At 59.8% G+C, this 17004-nt stretch carries 10 protein-coding genes; 1 reads left to right on the top strand and 9 read right to left on the bottom strand.

Translation table 11 applies throughout. The features are described from left to right. Positions 1-8: 8 nt before the first annotated feature. The 8 genes from C2U68_RS03435 to C2U68_RS03400 form a co-directional block, all read right to left on the bottom strand. Positions 9-875 (bottom strand): glycosyltransferase family 2 protein, encoded by an 867-nt coding sequence (locus tag C2U68_RS03435; protein WP_140911096.1) that lies wholly within the window; start codon positions 873-875, stop codon positions 9-11. Further along, positions 872-1663: a glycosyltransferase family 2 protein gene (locus C2U68_RS03430; protein WP_140911095.1), complete on the bottom strand. Its 792-nt coding sequence runs from the start codon at positions 1661-1663 to the stop codon at positions 872-874. Before C2U68_RS03430 ends, C2U68_RS03435 begins: the two co-directional genes overlap by 4 nt. Positions 1664-1670: 7 nt before the next feature. Then, entirely contained in the window at positions 1671-2627 is a 957-nt protein-coding gene (locus C2U68_RS03425) for a class I SAM-dependent methyltransferase (RefSeq protein WP_140911180.1), read from the bottom strand. A 54-nt stretch (positions 2628-2681) separates the two neighbouring features. Further along, positions 2682-4016: a lipopolysaccharide biosynthesis protein gene (locus tag C2U68_RS03420; protein ID WP_140911094.1), complete on the bottom strand. Its 1335-nt coding sequence runs from the start codon at positions 4014-4016 to the stop codon at positions 2682-2684. Beyond that, positions 4009-5250, bottom strand: a complete 1242-nt coding sequence (locus C2U68_RS03415) for an O-antigen ligase family protein (RefSeq protein WP_140911093.1) — start codon at positions 5248-5250, stop codon at positions 4009-4011. Before C2U68_RS03415 ends, C2U68_RS03420 begins: the two co-directional genes overlap by 8 nt. 7 nt (positions 5251-5257) lie before the next feature. Continuing rightward, positions 5258-7609 (bottom strand): polysaccharide biosynthesis tyrosine autokinase, encoded by a 2352-nt coding sequence (locus C2U68_RS03410; protein WP_140911092.1) that lies wholly within the window; start codon positions 7607-7609, stop codon positions 5258-5260. A 74-nt stretch (positions 7610-7683) separates the two neighbouring features. Beyond that, on the bottom strand, positions 7684-8787 hold the full coding sequence (locus tag C2U68_RS03405) for a polysaccharide biosynthesis/export family protein (protein ID WP_140911091.1): 1104 nt from the start codon (positions 8785-8787) through the stop codon (positions 7684-7686). 12 nt (positions 8788-8799) lie between these two features. Continuing rightward, positions 8800-10221, bottom strand: coding sequence for an undecaprenyl-phosphate glucose phosphotransferase (locus C2U68_RS03400; RefSeq protein WP_140911090.1), 1422 nt, complete (start codon positions 10219-10221; stop codon positions 8800-8802). Between the two features lie 485 nt (positions 10222-10706). Here C2U68_RS03400 and C2U68_RS03395 point away from each other — a divergent pair, with 485 nt between their 5' ends. Then, on the top strand, positions 10707-13031 hold the full coding sequence (locus tag C2U68_RS03395) for a PKD domain-containing protein (RefSeq protein WP_140911089.1): 2325 nt from the start codon (positions 10707-10709) through the stop codon (positions 13029-13031). Between the two features lie 125 nt (positions 13032-13156). Here C2U68_RS03395 and C2U68_RS03390 read toward each other — a convergent pair whose 3' ends face one another. Continuing rightward, the gene (locus tag C2U68_RS03390; protein ID WP_260839195.1) at positions 13157-16603 is read right to left on the bottom strand and encodes a hypothetical protein; all 3447 of its coding nucleotides are present in this window, start codon (positions 16601-16603) and stop codon (positions 13157-13159) included. Between the last annotated feature and the right edge of the window lie 401 nt (positions 16604-17004).

Here is a 17004-nt window from a genome sequence, read left to right as displayed (position 1 = left end):
TCCTCAAACTAAAGGCAACCGCTGTTGCGGTAAGCAAAAAATCCGCGCCAGACGCCGACCAGGCTGTAATACCAGTAAGCCAGCTTGGCGCGGTTGCCGGACAACACCGCCAGCAGCATTTTCAAAACCGGCGCCAGCAACATTTTTCTGGCGATGTAATAAGCGATGAACCAATCCCGTTGATTGGCGAATTTGCGAATATAGGCACCGATACCGGTCGAGTACATCAACATCCGGGCGTTGCCCAGGCGGTAGTGGTCCTTGTCCGGATGGTAGATGCGGATCTCCGGCGTATAAAACGCCTTGCCACCGGCGCGTAGCAGCCGGTACAGCATTTCAAAGCCCTCGCCGCCGGCATATTTGGCGCCGATCCCGAAATCGTGATCCAGATAAAACTGGCTGCGATCGAGCCGATCGAGCGCGAAGAACTGGGTAAACTCCACTCCCATCATGCCCAGGCGCGAAAAATAACCGGCTTTGCGGCTGTTGACGCCGATGCTGAAGCCGCGCGTGTCGGCGTCGTAAGACGCCCCGACCAGAATTGCCAACTGCGGCCGCCGCTCGAATTCGGCGACTACCCGCTGCAACACATCGGCGGCATAGCAGCAATCGTCGTCCGGAAAGGCCACGATAGTCCCTTGCGCCAGGCCAATGCCGTAGTCGCGGGCGCGGGCGTTGCCGGTGAAATCGACTTTGACGTGGACGATGCGCAGCGCCGGCCGAAACGATTCGACGATCGCGTCAATCTTGCCGTCCCGGTTCTGGTCGATGACGATCAGTTCGAAGTCTTGCAAGGTTTGCGCTTGCAACCCAGCCAAAAACTCGGCGACCTGCCAGTCCCGTCCCAAGGTCGCCAGAATCAAGGATACGGTCACGGCCGCGGCTCCGCCCATTTACCGGCTTTGGCTTGCAGATAAATCGTCGCCTCGTACCAGGTAAACATCAACGCAAACTCCAGACCGGCCGCACCGTCCAGAAAACCGCCGCGCAGCAAATAGTGGTAAGCAAACCGCGCCACGATCCGCAGCCAGGAACGCCCCAACCAGACGCTAATCCGGCCACGCGCGGTCATCAAGGCGCCGGCAGTCGGTTGCAACTCGATTTCCTGTGCGGCCTTGCCGACGTGTTTGTGCATCCAGGCCACGATCTCGCCGTGGTAAAAATAATGCTGGTAGGGAATATCGGTCACCGCCACCCGGCAGGTGTCCAGCACCGCCTCGCCATGGCCGGTGTGGTTGCGGACGAACCCTACCGTCTCCCGCCGCACCAGACGCGGATGGTAAATCGGATAGCCCGGCGCGTGTTTCAGGCATTTGCCGCGCAAATACAGCAGCGACGGCACCATCAACACATCCATCTCGCGCGAGGTGGCCCATTCCGCGTCGAATTGCTGGTAAAACAGCGGCGGATAGATTTCGTCGGCATCGACGAACAACACCCACGGCGTCTCGATGCCGCACTGCTGCAACGCAAAATTGCGCTGCTCGGCAAAGCCCGGCCAGGGATTATGCAACACCCGACAACCGCGGCGTTCGGCGATCGCAACGGTATCGTCGCTGCTGCCGGAATCGACCAGCACGATCGGGTAGCGCTCCGGAATCGCCGCCAGACAGCGCGGCAGGTTCGCCGCTTCGTTACAGGCCAGAATCACCACGGTCAGCATAAACGCCTCACTCGCCGACCGCGGTCTTGACCGCATAGACGTTCAGGTAAATACCCATGCCCAGCAGATTCATCAGGCCGTTGAACGGCATTTGCGCATATTTGACCAAACCGTTCAGCACCGCCGCCAGTCGGCCTTTGGCGCCCAAGCGTCGGGACAGCGCATCGAACGGGATCCGGGTAATCTGCTCGGTCTTCACCACCTGCAAACCGTTGCGTTCGAACAATGTGCGCAAGCCCTGCTCGGTAAAGAAATTGACGTGCTCCGGCACCCACAGGCAGGCATTTTCGTTGGCGCCCAGCAGCTTGACCAGAAACGAGGCGTAATTCGGCACTGCGCAGGCCAATACCCCGCCGGTCTCCAACAAGGCCGCCACCTTGCGCAGCGCTTGCTCCGGCGCCAGCAGATGCTCCAACACCTGCGACATCACCACCACGCCGAACTGCTCGTCGCTGCGGTAGTCTTCGAACATCACCGGCAACGGCAAATCGCCGTTCATTTGTTCGAATACATTGTTTTCGTAGGCGCCGGGGTTGATGCTGACCGTGCGGTATCCCAGCAGGCGCAAGGCCCGGGTATAAAACCCGAATCCGGAACCGATATCCAGCGCGCGGTAATTCAAGGTATTGTTGTAGCGGTCGGCATAGTGGGCGATGCGCTTCGCGTCCAGTTTGCAATTCGGATAAAGCTGCTCGCGCCGCAACACTTCGTCCAAGCCGATCTCAGCGGTCAGAGCCTGACCGGAATGTCGATAAATCTGCTGCAACCACTCCCGGTGCGGCGGCTGATTCAGAAAGCCGGTGCCACACACCTGGCAGCGGTAAATCCGAAATTCTTCGGCATCGGCGTCGGCCGTGTACTGGTAGTGTTTGTGTCGCCAAAAGCGGATGCGTTCTCCGCCGCAGGCGACGCAATGGTGCAACAATTCGCCGTAAGTTCGGTTAGCCATGCTGGCATAAGTCATCGTTTTCACAAGCATCCGCCATAAGTCGAAAAGATTTAATGTCAAAAAAACCCATCAGGCCGGCACCCGTAGCGCCACGTCGGCGGCAGCCGAATCAGCCGGCTGCGGACCGGCGTCGCGCAGCCGCCAAGGTTTGGCCAACCAGGCCAATACCAAGGCTTCGATGCCGAAATACACCGGGTTGGCCCAGGCCGCACCGGCCAAACCGTATTGCAGAATCAGCAACGGTAAGGCAGTGATAGCCGCCAGAGCCCCGCACAAGCGCCCTTTCAGCAATACCCGCGTGCGTTTTTCCGCCAGCAGCGGCTGCGCCCAAACCGTACCCAACGCATGCAGCAAACAGCCGCAGCCGATGGCCGGCAACAGGGCCGCGACCGGACGGTAGGCCTCGGCCAACAGCAGACTCACCAGCCAATCGCCCAACCAGGGCAAGGCCAGCAGGCCCAAGCCGCCGCCGGCCAGCAAACTGCGGGTCCATAACCGCAACACGGTATGGGCGCGGCGGTACTCGGCGGCGGAAAACGCTTGAAAATAAGCCGGCTGGAAAGTCCTCAGCAACACCATCGCGCCGCGGTTGAAGGCTTCGTTGACCAGGGTGTAGCCGGCCGCGTACAAACCAACATCGGCGGCGCCGAGGAAGTAGGCGATCGCATAACGGTCCCCCACCCCATTCAGCCAAAACACCAGCTCCATCGGAATCAAAGGCCAGGCGTAATTCCAAATCTTGCCGACAAACCGGCGCACACAGCCCCGAGTTACCGCCCCGCCTGCGCCGGCGCCATCAGGCCGCCACCAGAGCAGATTGGACAACAGGGTCGCCGCGGCATAGCCGGCCAGAATCCACTCCACTCGCGCGCCCAGATAGCTCACTGCGGCTACGGCCAACGCCGGCCTTAAAATTGAGTCGCCGGTTTGCCATAACGCGGCCCGACGTTGGCGGCGGCCGCCGATCGCCAGTTGCACGCCGAATTCGCGCCATACGGTTACCGCCAGCAACGCGCCGGCCAACAAGAACGGCATCATCTGCGTTTGGTTCAGGTGAGCGTAGTAGCCGCCACCGATCAGCAACAAACCAAGTGCCAACAAAGTCGCCTGCAAGGTCAAGCCGGCGACTGCCCGGTGAAGTTGGGCGCTTTGGGCCGGACCGGTACACTCCGGCAGCCAGCGCATGCCGCCGCAGATAAACGGGTAGGAAAACGCGGCAACACCCAGCGCGACGCAGCCGTTCAATAGTGTGACCTGGCCGAACACGTCCGGCGCCACCCGCTCGGTCAAAAGCCGGGTCCCCGCCAACAGCGCGATCGCCGAGGCCAATTGGCCGAACAAGGCCCAGAATGCGTCGCCGCATAAGCGCGATTGCCGCAACCGGATTAGCCTGCGCTTAACCATAAACCCTCGCCGGTTGCAGCCCGGCGTCCGCCGGCGCCGTCGATTCGGGCTGACGGTGGCGTCCCAGCATCGCCCCCCATAAAAACATCAGCACCGCGTTCTGCGGAAAGTACTCCCATAAATTGAAGGTCAAACCGGCGACGAAAATGAACATCGCGACCAAGCCTTTGGCAGGGTGGACCGACATCCTTGTCGTTGCCCATAAAAAACCCAGATAGGCCAGCAAACCGATCAGGCCGTAGCCGTTCAATAAAAACAGATACAAACTGTCGGAATCGAACTGGCCGGGAAAATGCTCGGCGCCGAACAGCAAGTTAACGGTATTGGAACTCAAACCCAGGCCCCAACCGAACAGCAAATCGGCGGCATCGTGCACGTGGTTGGCGAATACCCGTTGCCACAGGGCGATGCGGCCGTCCTCGGTCGGATCGGCATCGTCGCGACCGCTCAACAGCGGACTGGATGCCAGGATCAAGGCGCCGACCGCCAACATCGGCGCCGGCATCCACAAGGCCCAGCGGTCGCGTGGTCGCAGCGCGGCATAAATCTGAAAAAACACCACCAGCAAGCCGCTGAGAAATGCGGTGCGCGAGCCGCTCAACAACGCCAGCAACACGCTCAGCGCCAGCCAGCGGCGCATGCCCGGAACCACGGCGAATACCAGCGCGCAAGTCGCCATCGCCGCGCCGAACAGATTCGGGCTGACGAAGGTACCGAACGGCCGGCCGCCGCCCAGCATCGACACGCCGAACAAGGGCGGCGCCCACAATGCCTGGGCCAGGGCCAGCCCGGCCTGTAATACCAGGTAGTAACGCAAACAGCGGGCGAACCGGCCGATCACCCAATCGGCAACGCCGCGCCGACCGCAGACGAAGCCGATCAGCGCCAACGGCAAATATTCGAACACTCTGAGTCCGGTCAGCGGTACCACCAGCGGCAAGTCCAGATAGAGGGCGTAGCCGATTTCGAACAGAACATATGCCGCCACCACGCTCAAAAACGCCAGCACCGGACCGCTGACGATACCGTTGCGCAAACGCGGTTCGGCCCAGGCGTAGCAAACCAGCAGCGCCAGCATCGCTTCGCGCAGCAAGCGCAGGCCCATGTCCTGTTCGCCGTAGACTTCCTTGATGCCGGCCCAGGCCGACTGCACCTGCGGCAACGCGGCGACGGTGGAAGTACAGACCAAGCCGAACAGCAACAGCGGCAGATCTTTTTCCAGCTTCAGCGGCATGGGCGCCTTAACCCCGCTCGTCGGTTTCGGCGGCGGCTGGTACCCAGTCCCGCTCCAGTTGCTTGGTCAGCCAATCGCCGACGGCATGGTATTTGTCGGTCCATCCGGCAGCGGCGACCGGCTCCTGGTCGGCACGTTGGTAGGCGTAGCCGTAGTAGGGGTAGTAGGACGAGCCTTCCTTCATGTCGTTGATGATGAAGCCGTTCGGTTTGATGCCGACTTGCTGGAAACGGCGGGCGCTGACTTCCAGCTCCTGCGCGGTATAACGGCCTTCCTTGACCACCAGGAAGGTGGCGTCGGCATGCTTGCCCAGAATCGCGGCGTCGGTGGCGCCCAGAATCGGCGGCGAGTCGATCACGATGTGGTTGTAAAAGCTTTTCAGTTGCTCCAGGGTCTCCGCCAGTTCGCCCAGCACCAGCAATTCGGCCGGATTCAGCACCATGTTGCCGCGCGGAATCAGATCGATACCGACTTCCGGCAGACTGACGATGACTTCGCCCAGGCTGGCGCGGCCGGCCAACAGATCGGACAAACCGGGCTGTTTACCGATGCCGAAAGTTTCGTGCAGGCGGCCGTTACGCATGTCGGCGTCGATCACCAGCACCCGCTTCTTGATGCTGGCCAGCAGTGCCGCCAGGTTGGAGCTGACAAACGACTTGCCCATCGCCGGCGCCGGACTGCTGACCATGATGACCTTGCTTTCATGGTTGGCCAGCGTCGCCTCCAGCGTGGTGCGCAGGCCGCGCAGCGATTCGACCGAGATATCCAGCGGATCTTCGTTGACCAGAATGCCGCCGTCTTTGTCGCGGCCGAGCAGACCAGCCAATTTGCGTTGTTTCTTGCTATGCGGGATGGCAGCGAACATCGGCAGCCCGACCTGGTATTCCAGCAAGGCCGGATAATTGTCGTGGCGCTGCAGCGAGTGGCGCAGAAACACCCATGCCGATCCCAGGCTCAGACCCAACAGAGTGGCGATCGCCAACAGCAGGCCCGGCTTCGGCCAATACGGTTTTTCCGGCGTCACCGCGAAATCGACGATCCGCGAGTTGCCCAACGAGCCGGCGGCGGCGATGCGTTGCTCCTGGGCGCTGTTCAGTAACGAGGTATACAGTTCGGTATTAACCTGCACATCGCGCGACAGGCTCACCATGTTTTGCTGGGTTTTGGGCAAATCCTTGATGCGTTTTTCCAGGGCCGCCAACTTGCCATTCACTCGCTTGATCTGGGCGTTGGTAGCCATCATGTCCGGATGCTCGGACTCCAGCCGCTGGCTTTGTTCGTCGTATTTTTGCTTGAGCTGGATGCTCAGGGTTTCCATGTCCGAAGCCTGCTTCAACAGAATCTCGGCCTCGGCGGAAATGTCCACCGCGCCGTGCTGTTGCCGGTAGGCGCTCAAACCCTGCTCGGCTTTTTCCAGGCGCTCTTTGACGATCGGCAGTTGGCTTTCCAGAAAAGCCAATTTTTGCGAGGCTTCGGCCGATTCCCAATTCACCGTGGCGTTGACGTAAATCGCGGCGATGTCGTTGACCGATTTGGCCAATTGCTCGGGATCGCGGCCTTTCAGTTCCACACTCAAAATGTCGGTATCTTTCGACACTTCCTTGACGGCAAAGGCTTTCTGCAGGGTTTCTATCGCCGATAACGCCGTGCGCCGCACCAGCTCGAAATGGGTGCCGGGATGGGCGTCCAGGACTTCGATTTTAATCGCCACCGGGGTTTTCTCGCCGATTTCGGCCGTGACGACCTGGCCGACTTCGCCGCTTAACAACTCGGCGCCGTTCGGTGCCAGGATCTGGTAGCGGCCGTGTTCCAGTGCGATCAGCGTAAATTCCTGTTCCAGGTAACGGTCCGGAACCTCGAACGCGGCCACCTTGGCCTTCTCGCCGCCCCAGGCCCAACGGCCGAAGCCCCACCAAGCACCGGCGACGCCATCGTGGCGATCGTGTTTACGGGCCAGGGTTTCGCCGATCAGCGGAAAATAACTGGGCTCGATTTCAATCGCCAGATTCAGATTGTCGACCACCTTACCCAGCACCGAACGCGAACGCAGAATCTCGACTTCGCGCTGCGCCCGCGGACTCTCGGCTTCGGCCGGAGTCTGATTGTTGTCGCCGTGCAGATTGGCGGCCAGCAGGGCTTTGTTCTTGTCGATGCGCAGTAAGGCATCGGCTTTGTAGGTCCGCGGCGCCAAAACCAGGTAGACCAGCGTCACGGTCAACACCGCGGCGAGAGCGATCAAGAGGGTTTTACGGCCTTCGATCAGCAAATCCACGTAGTCGCGAATGCTGACGCTCTGCTCTTGCAGGCGGTTTGGATTCGGCAACGGTAACACCGGAACGGCTTCATTGGGTGGATACATACTTTTCACAACCTTTTCGCTTGAAAACATTCGATTCCCCTCTACGCACACCAGCAGCCGGGGGCGATTTTTAACTACATTCCCATCAGTGCCGCTTGCGACATGATCGCGGTAAACGATCCGGGCAGAATCTGGTTCAACACCCGCGACCACTGGGTAACGCCGGCAGTACCGACAAACAAGGTATCGTGGGCTTGCAGCGGAAATTGCTCGGCCAGGATCATCGCGTCGGGCGATTCGGCATTGAGCTGGAAGATTTCCGGTTTCATGTCGCCGGCGCGCACCACATAAATGTCGCCCGGACGCGAGGTGTTGAAATCGACGCCGTAGGCCTCGGCCAATGCCTGGGCCAGACTCATCCGGCCTTTGTTGATCTGCACCGCCTGTTGCCGGCCGACCTCGCCCATCACGTAGACTTTGCTGTCCTTCTGGTCGCCGACATTGAGCACATCGCCGTCTTTCAATAGCACGTTCTGCGTGGTCAACCCCTTTTCATACAGGGCTTGCACATCCAGTTTGTATAGTTTGCCGTCGCGAGCCAGGGCAACATTGTTCATGTCCGAATCCTTGGTGGCGCCGCCGGCGCGGCTGATGGCCTCGGCCACGGTCAGCGGGGTTTCGTTCATCGCCAATACCCCCGGTTGCTTGACCTCCCCGACCACCGCCATCCGGTGAGCCTGAAACGACAACACCCGAATGTCGAGTTTGACCTTCTTGAAAAAACGCGACAATTCGCGGGTCAGCTCTTCGCGCACTTCCGGAATGGTCTTGCCGCCGACATGAAGATTGCCGACATAGGGGTAATACAGATCGCCGTTGTCGTCGACCACCTTACCTGCCATCTCCGGCAGAATTTTTTCACCGCCGGGATCGTTCAATTCCGGGTGCTCCCACACCGTAATCTGCAACCGGTCCTGCGGTCCGATCCGGTAACTGGTCTTGGTATTGTCCACCGGCAGCAACTGGCCGACCGCCTGTTGCCGGGCCACTTCCTTCTCGATGATCAGGTCGGCGGTGATCGGCATGACGCGGACTTTCTCCTTTACCAACTGGCCGTCCTTTCGGGCCGGCAACTCGATTTCGGTCAAGCCGTTACTGTCGGTGTTCATGTCCATGCCCGGCGCCAAAAAACAGCCCGGTAGCGCTAACGTCAACAGGATGGGAAGCAGTCTGTACATGCTCAGGTTTCCTTAATAGGCGTTTTTGTTGACAAAACCGGTCAGCACGGTGCGGAAAGCGATCTCGATATCGAACCACAACGACCAGTTCTGGATGTAATACAAATCGTGCTCGATGCGCCGGTTCAAATCGGTGTCGCCGCGCCAGCCGTTGACTTGGGCCCAGCCGGTGATACCGGCCTTGACCATGTGTTTTTTCATGTAGTTGGGCACTTGTTCCTTGAACACTTCGACGAAGTCCGGACGTTCCGGGCGCGGGCCGACCAGGGACATGTCGCCGCGCAAAACGTTGATCAATTGCGGCAATTCGTCCAGGCTGGTTTTGCGCAGGAAGCTGCCGAACGGAGTAGCCCGATTTTCGCCGGGCTTGGCCCAGACCGCGCCGGTTTTGGACTCGACATCCACCGGCATCGAGCGGAATTTCAGCATGGTAAATTTGCGGTTGTTCCAGCCCACCCTGACCTGGCGGTAAAACACCGGGCCGGGCGAACTCAGCTTGACGCCGACAGCGATCAGCAGCATCAGCGGGCTGATCAGCACCAGTAAAATCAAAGCCAGCAAACGGTCTTCGACTTCTTTGATGTAGCGGTTGACGCCGTGCAACGGCGACACCGAAAAATCCAGAGTCGGAATGCCGGCCACGGTGTTCAGGCTGAGAAACTTGCTTTGTTTGAAGGCAAAGCAATCGATCACCAGCCGGATGCTGACCGGCAAATGCCGCAATTGGTATTGCGCCCGCTCGGTCAGGGATTCGCCTTGATAAGCCACCCAGACCTCGTCGATAGCGTGCCGGTCGATCAGGGCCTGCAAGTCAGCCAATCTGCCCAGGCACGGCAGGTCATGGTCGTTCAGCGGCTGCCGGCCAGCGCCGCGGTCGTCAACATAACCCACCGCCTGCAAACCGGCCCAGGGCGAATGGTTCAACTGCCGCGCCACCGCCACGGCCATTTGATTCAGGCCAACCATGATGATTTTGCCCTGCGACCAACCCCGTGACCGCAGCCAACGCAAAACCTGCGACATCACCGAGCGCGCAGCCAATACGCAGACCAAACCCAGCACGCCCCAGGAGGCAATCCAGCGGTAACTGGAACCGAACCAGACATGCAAGCGCACTAGAAATACGATGGAAACCACCGCCAGCAGCGCCAGCAGCCAGGCTCTAACGATGCGGGCGATCTCGCCGCGCATCGCGTCGTTGCGCCAGGGCCGGTAGACTTGGCCGATCTCGAAGAAAATGATCGCGCCGAGTACGCCCAACGCAGTTACGATCCGGTAATGCTGGTCAACCGCATATTCGCGCAACCAGAAATAGTGCGCTGCCCAGGCAGCGGCTAACAGCATGGCCACGTCGATGATCCGTAACAGCAGAATCACGGTATGACCGTATTGGCGAAAGAGTCCGTTGAAGATATTTCCGAAGCCGAGTGGCATAGCGGCGTTCCCCCTGTTGCGTCTAGTTCCGAAGACTTAAGGACGCCATCCTTGGCATCCTCAACCTGTTGCCGGGTTTGCGATTCAGCAGTGCCGGCTTGGGTACAAAGCTTACCGGCGCAAAATGAGAGAAAACCTGGGGGTTTAATTAAGAGCAGATGAGAGGGAAATTAGAGTTGGATAAGCGCGCTGAACGGTTCAGCGTCATCGAGCTCAACCCAATCGCAGGCCCGGAAATGAACCGCTCCCGCTCAGCGAACGGACAGCCAAACATGCATTGAAATGGGCAGTTGCGGGAGCGCCCCTCGAATTCGGCGTTATTTTGTGCAGCGTCACATTGCCGAATCTCGGTTTTGCGGGATGCCCAAAAGCCGGACACAACTCTCAATAAATTGAGACTTAATTTTCTTAAATATCTCCCGAACAGCAACTTCGCCAAAGCTGCAGGCCGATTCCGGCGCAGCAATTTTCAGGGGGATACATCAATGAACAACCAAACCTTCATCGCTTCCGCGCTACTCAGCTCGCTGTTGGGTTGCGCCGCAACGTCCGAACCGACGGCGTCGATAGACGCCGACCCCAGCCAAAGCTTACCGGCCACCGCAGCCGGCATTCCGACCGAGACTATTTACTTTGCGTCGCGCGAAGACGCAGAAAAGGCGTTGGTCGGCTATAACTACGGCCTCACCATGCTCGCTGACGGTCGGGTACAGGCCTTTGTCTCCGGGCTGAACGGTTCCGGTCAGTCCAATCCGTTATCGGATATCAAGGACACTGCCCAAAAATCCTTGTCCAAATCTACCCAAGCTACGCAAGCTGCGGAATCCGAAACCCCGTTTCCGACGATTACCCTGCCCGGCAATGTGAACGGCCAAGCCGCCATCGACGCATTGGGCAGTAACTTGCCGCTGGTGGCTCAGGCTTACGACATGTCCGCCGAACGCCTGGAAAACATTCTTAAAACCGATCAAACCGCGTGGATAGACCAAGGCGGCCGCTTGCTTTACGTCGAATCCGATACCAAACCGGTACCCGCGCCCCAAGACGGAAACAGCGCCGCTAACGAAGCCTACGCAACCGCGGCCGAATCTTCGACCTTTTCGTCGTTGGCAACCTCGACGGCAGATCCGTTTGCATTGCACAGTAAACCCAGCTCGAACCGGGTCATTTATCTGGATTTCAACGGCCACGTCGCCAGCAACACGGCCTGGAACAGCGGCACGTTGACTGCGCAGGCCTACGATACCGACGGCAATCCGGGCGCCTTCAGTAGCGCGGAGTTGAGTAATATCCGCGAAATTTGGCAACGCGTCGCTGAAGATTATGCGCCGTTCGATGTGGACGTCACTACCCAAGAACCGACGGCGGACGCGCTGCAGCGCACCAGCAGCAGCGATACCCAGTACGGCACCCGAGCCGTGATCACCCGCTCCATGCCGGAACTTTGCAGCCAGTCCTGCGGTGGCGTGGCTTATGTCAATGTTTTCTCATACTATTCCTCCACCACGCCGGACCGTTACCAACCGGCCTGGGCGTTCTTCGATAAATTAGGCAACGGTTTTCCGAAATATGTTGCCGAAGCGGTATCGCACGAAGTCGGGCATAACCTGAACCTGAATCACGATGGCACATCGACCGTCGGCTATTACTCCGGCCATGGCAGCGGTGCCACCGGTTGGGCGTCGATTATGGGGGTCGGTTATTACAAACCGGTGTCGCAGTGGAGCAAAGGCGAGTATCCCGACGCCAATAATCTGCAGGACGATATCGCGGTCATCAGCGCGGCCGGCGCTCCGATCCGCGCAGACGACTATCCGAGCACAACCGCAAGCGCCGCGCCGCTGTCGGGCGATGCCGCTGCCGTATCGCAAACCGGCGTGATCGAGCGCAATACCGATGTCGACGTGTTTACCTTCTTTACCGACGGCGGCAACGTGCAGTTCAACGTCGGTTCCGGTTCTGTGGCTCCGAATCTGGATATTTCGCTGAAACTGGTCGACAGTGCCGGCAATACCGTGAGCGCGGCAAATCCGGCGGATAGCCTGTCCGCGGCAGTAACCGCGACCTTGCCTGCCGGCCAATATTTTCTGCAAGTGGAAGGCGTCGGATTCGGCGATTTGACGACCGGCTACTCCGACTACGGCAGCGTTGGGCAATATCAAATCACCGGCAACTACCCGAAAAGCTCGACCACGCTGGTTTCGCCCACCGCGGTAATTTCCGCATTGCCGACCAGCGGCGATGCGCCGCTGACCACCACCTTCAACGGCTCCGGCTCCAGCGACCAGGACGGCAGCATCGTCAGCTACGACTGGAACTACGGCGACGGCAGCAGCAGCGGCAGTAGCAGCAGCGCAAGCCACGTCTACAACACACCGGGCAACTACACGGCAACTTTGACCGTAACCGACAATAGCGGCTTGAAAAACAGCACCACGCAAACGGTTAACGTGACGCAAACACCGGTCGCGGCGAACATGACGGTAGGCAGCACAAAGATCTCGCGTAAATTATTGAGCAGGGGCAAGTCGCAGTGCGTGGCCAGTGTCACGGTCAACTACGACACGTCCGGCGTCGCCAGCGCGACGGTATATGGAAACTGGAGCGGTTCGGTCGCCACAACTTCGGGCTCCACTGCGGTAACGGGCAAAACGTCCGGAACCACGGCTACCAACGGCAGCGTCAGCATCAGCAGTTCGACTTTGCCGAGCAGCACCTCGGGTACCTGCGCGTTCGCGGTCACCAACGTCGTCAAATCCGGTTTCAATTACGACGGTAGCGGTCAAGTTGCTGGCAGCTTTTCCTGGTAAGGCGCCAGCAGTATGCAACGGGCGCGGTTAACGCCGCGCCTAATTTGCGATTCCACTCGCCGCCAACGGGTATCCAAACAGATACCCGTTGGCCTCCAACATTCCGGACTCAACGGCACATCCCCTTAGCCCGCAGTTAAAAGACGGTAAACGGCCTCGGGTAGGACATACACCGGGCTAGCCGAGATCGACACGCCGACGATACCTGACGCATCGGTCGCCAATTTCCGCATCTTCCCGACCACATCCACCAAAACCCATTGCCGCTCAGAGTCGAGTTGTACCGACCACACACCCTCGCCTTGCTCGCGCCAAAGCATCAGGGTTTCGCCGAAATAGCCGGCCTGGACGTTGGCGTCGTGAGTATCGACCGGCCGGTACGGCAGACCGTCGATCAGCGCGCTGGCGGTGTACAGCGCCGCTTCGCCGGGTTTGTGACCGAGCGAATAATCCCAGATTCGGCCGTAAGCCAGGTCGTATTCATGGGCGATGCAAAACGCCACGCCCAGATAATCAGGGCGGCTATTCACCCAAGCCACGATTTTTGCCACCTGCTCCGCCTGCCAGCGCCGACCACTAAAGCCGTGCATGGCCTTGGCGCCGGTTTCGCCCAGCCAGAACGGCAATTTATTGGTTTTACCTAAACTAGCATAAGCCGCCAGCACTCCGCGCTCGTCTTCCAACTCGCCGTTGCCGATCGGCCCGCCGAAGCGCGGCGGCCGTTGCGGATAGGCGTGCACGTCCCAGGCATCCTGGTGATTATCCAAACCCAGTTGCAACACTTGTTTAAACCAGCCGCCCTCGCCCGGCCGCACCAGGCTGCCGCCCAGGTAATGGGCATCGTTGCGGGCTTGATGGACCATTTGGTATTCCGATTTAGCTCGTTCCAGCCAATGCGTAGGTTCGCGCAGTTTTTGCCATTCCGGCTCGTGGCGAATGTCAATCTCGTTGCTGGCTTTGAAGAAGCGGGTAAAACCGGCGACAGCATCGACAAAACGGCGGCCGTCTTCAGGTTTGTCGTTCAGCCAGTGGCTGTCGCCGGCCGAGTCGGCAAACAGGTCCAGACCGCGCTGTTTGGCTTGCTCCCACAATAGCCGGTATTGCGGATCGAAGCCCGGATAACTAGCCAGGCTTCTGAAAATGCCCATCCGCTCCAGCCAATCGAAGTAAGCGCCGGTTTGGCGGAAACTTTTGTCGCCGTCAGCCAAGGCATAGTAATCGTTGTTCCAGACTTTCTTTTGCACCAGCCGTTGCTTTTGGGCGTTGTTGCCGGCGACGACGCTAAAACCGTCGGCCGGATAGTGCATGATCGGCCGGCCGTCTTCGGTGTACAAAGACGGATATATGGCGTAATAGCCGGGCTGGTCGAGTTTGCCGAAATCGGCTTCGACCTGGCCGGGGAAGCGGCTGCGAATCTCCCGCTCGGCGATTTGCCGACCGCTGTAATCGAGCAACCGCAGACGCAATTTGGCCGGGAAGCGCGGCAGCGGCGTCTCCAGTTTGGCTTCCTCCAAAATCGGCTGCCAGCGCAGATCGATACTCAGCTTGATCGGCGCACCGGGATGCGGCAGATTGGCCGGGGCAGTATTGAAAATCACCGGCCTGAGTTTGGCGGCGATCTGGTTCAGGGCCAGATCGGCATCAGGATCGGCGGTTTGCGTCCGCAAGCCTTCGAGAGGCTTGCCGCCGGCGTCGGTGAACAGCCCGGCAAAGTAAAAGCGCTGCCCCTGATCGTGTTGCATCACCAGTTTTAACAGCAAGCTATGCCAACCCGGTGCCAGATTTAACGCGGCCACTTGCGGCGCTTGCAGCCGCTCGGCGTGGGCGGTGGCCAGCAAACCTTCTGTGGTCAAGCCGTGCAGCAGGGCTTGAGCTTGAGCGCCCAGCGAGGCCTTGAAGCCCGCTGGCGGTAGTCCGTCGTCCGCCAAGATCAAGGGGCGGCCGTCCAGCCAGGCTGCCGCTTTAATGCCGGACTGGGGCAGATGCAATTGCGCCTGCAGAGGACGGTCGGCGTGCAGATAAAGTTGTGCGTAGCCGGTGCCGCGCGACCAGCCGTAGGCGTGTTCGGTGCTGTCCAGAATCGTGGTTTCACCGTTGGCATCGGTCGCCGCCACCCGCCATTTGCGTAGTTTACCGCCCATCATTGCCAGGCTCAGGAAGGGCTGATCGGGATTGGGCCTCGATATCGTTTCGGTGTCCAAACCAAATACCGACAGACCGGCTTGGCCATCCTGCAAACCGCCGACCAGCCAGGCGGCCGGGATGCCGTTTTTTAACAGCGCTGGCGTTGGCGCCGGGATTGCGACAGGTTGCGGCATCCAGCCGATTTGGTCCGGCTCGGCTAGAAATTTTGCCACGCTTGCTGCGTCGTCCGGCTGCGTCAAAACGCCCAGCACGGTGTGATGATCGTCGGTGACGATGGCCGCCGGCAATGTCGGCAGATTCAAATTGCGGGCCATCGTCTCGGCGGCTTGGTCGATCAAATAAGTCACCGGCATGGTTTGATAATGCGCTCGTGCCGCATCGGCGGCCAAACCGCGAAACAAAGGCTCGCCGTGTGCGCCGCTACCGTCCAGCACCAACAAACGCCGCGGGCCTTTGGCATCAGGTCTGGTCAAAGCCAAAAACCGGTTGCGCAGTTGCGCCTGCTCGCCGGTCATCGCCGCGGCCAGCGGCTGTTGCAGTTGCAGCACAAAGGCGTCGAACACCTTGGCGCCGTCGGCCTTGCCGCTGTTTTCCAGAGTCAGCCAGCGATCGCCGGGCAACAAAGTCACTGTCTCGGCGGCGGGCAGCCATTGGTACTCCCACGGCGTGGTGTTGGTCAGGGCAAATTCGCCGCGGCTCGCCAACTCCTCCGGCTTGGCACCGGCCTTGACACTAAAGCGCTGCTCGACTTGCGAGACCTCGCCGCCGCTTTTGTAGCGCGCCCACAGCCGGTATTGGCCGGGCTTGCTGTCTGGAGGCAACGGAAAACGGAAGCTGCCGCTCCAGTCGCCGAAACCGGAATGGAACAACAAGGCTTCGTCTTGTTCAATCGCCAACGCACCGGTATTGGTGCCGGCCTCGGCCGTGCCCTGCACCACCGTCAAATGGTCCGGTTTCGGCAAATCCAGCAAAGCCGGCGCCTTGCCTAATTCCAACAGCAACACCGGCTGGTCGGCGGTCGCGGTCACCGGCAACTCCGCCCACGGCGATGCCAGCAAAAACGCATCGAACACCTTGGCATCGTGGCCGGCGCCGCTGTTGCGCACTTCTACAACCCGGTCTTCTGCTTGCAATTCGATCAGCTCCGGACCGCTCAACCAGGCGTACTCCCAGCCTTTCGGCGTCAGTTGTACGCTGCCGCGTTGTTGCAGATGGTTAACATCCGGCCCGGACCACAATTCGAAAGTTTGCCGGCACACCGCCGGATCGCCGCCCTGACGCCAGCGCGCCCAAAACCGAAAATCGCCGGAGACGGCCCGAGTCAATTGGAAGCGAAACGCCGCCCGCCATTGACCAAAGCCCGCATGCAATACGTTGACCGCCTCCGGCTCGACTTGCCAAGCAACCCCGTGCTGAAAATCTGGCAACAGTTGGCCGGAAACAGCTAGTACATTCGCCACTAAGCGGGATGGAGCGCTTGCCGCGCTGCCAAGTTCGAGTAACACGACCGGCTGACCGGTTAGCGCCGAAACCGGTATCCCTGCCGCCTCGCCTCCATCGGCAATCGCCGGTCGCGCACCGGCGATTGCCAACCATGCGACAACCAGTATGGCCGCGCGCCTCCCCCGAATACGGGGGGATGGGAATGTTCGCCAAGACACCAGATAATGCGAAATCTCGGCGGCGAATTGCCGTAGAACGGCCAATGAAAAAATCAGCATGCGAGTCCTTGTCGATTAGCAACACTCCGGGCAGCCCCGGAATCGTAAACATCCCTGTAAACTGCATCATATGACAATCCGCATCGTTTTCCGACAACCGGGAAACG

Origin of the sequence: Methylomonas koyamae (genome assembly GCF_006483455.1) — a bacterium.
Lineage (GTDB): Bacteria > Pseudomonadota > Gammaproteobacteria > Methylococcales > Methylomonadaceae > Methylomonas > Methylomonas koyamae_B.
The sequence above is the reverse complement of the archived record's forward strand: the minus strand, read 5'-3'. Positions and strand labels throughout refer to the sequence as shown.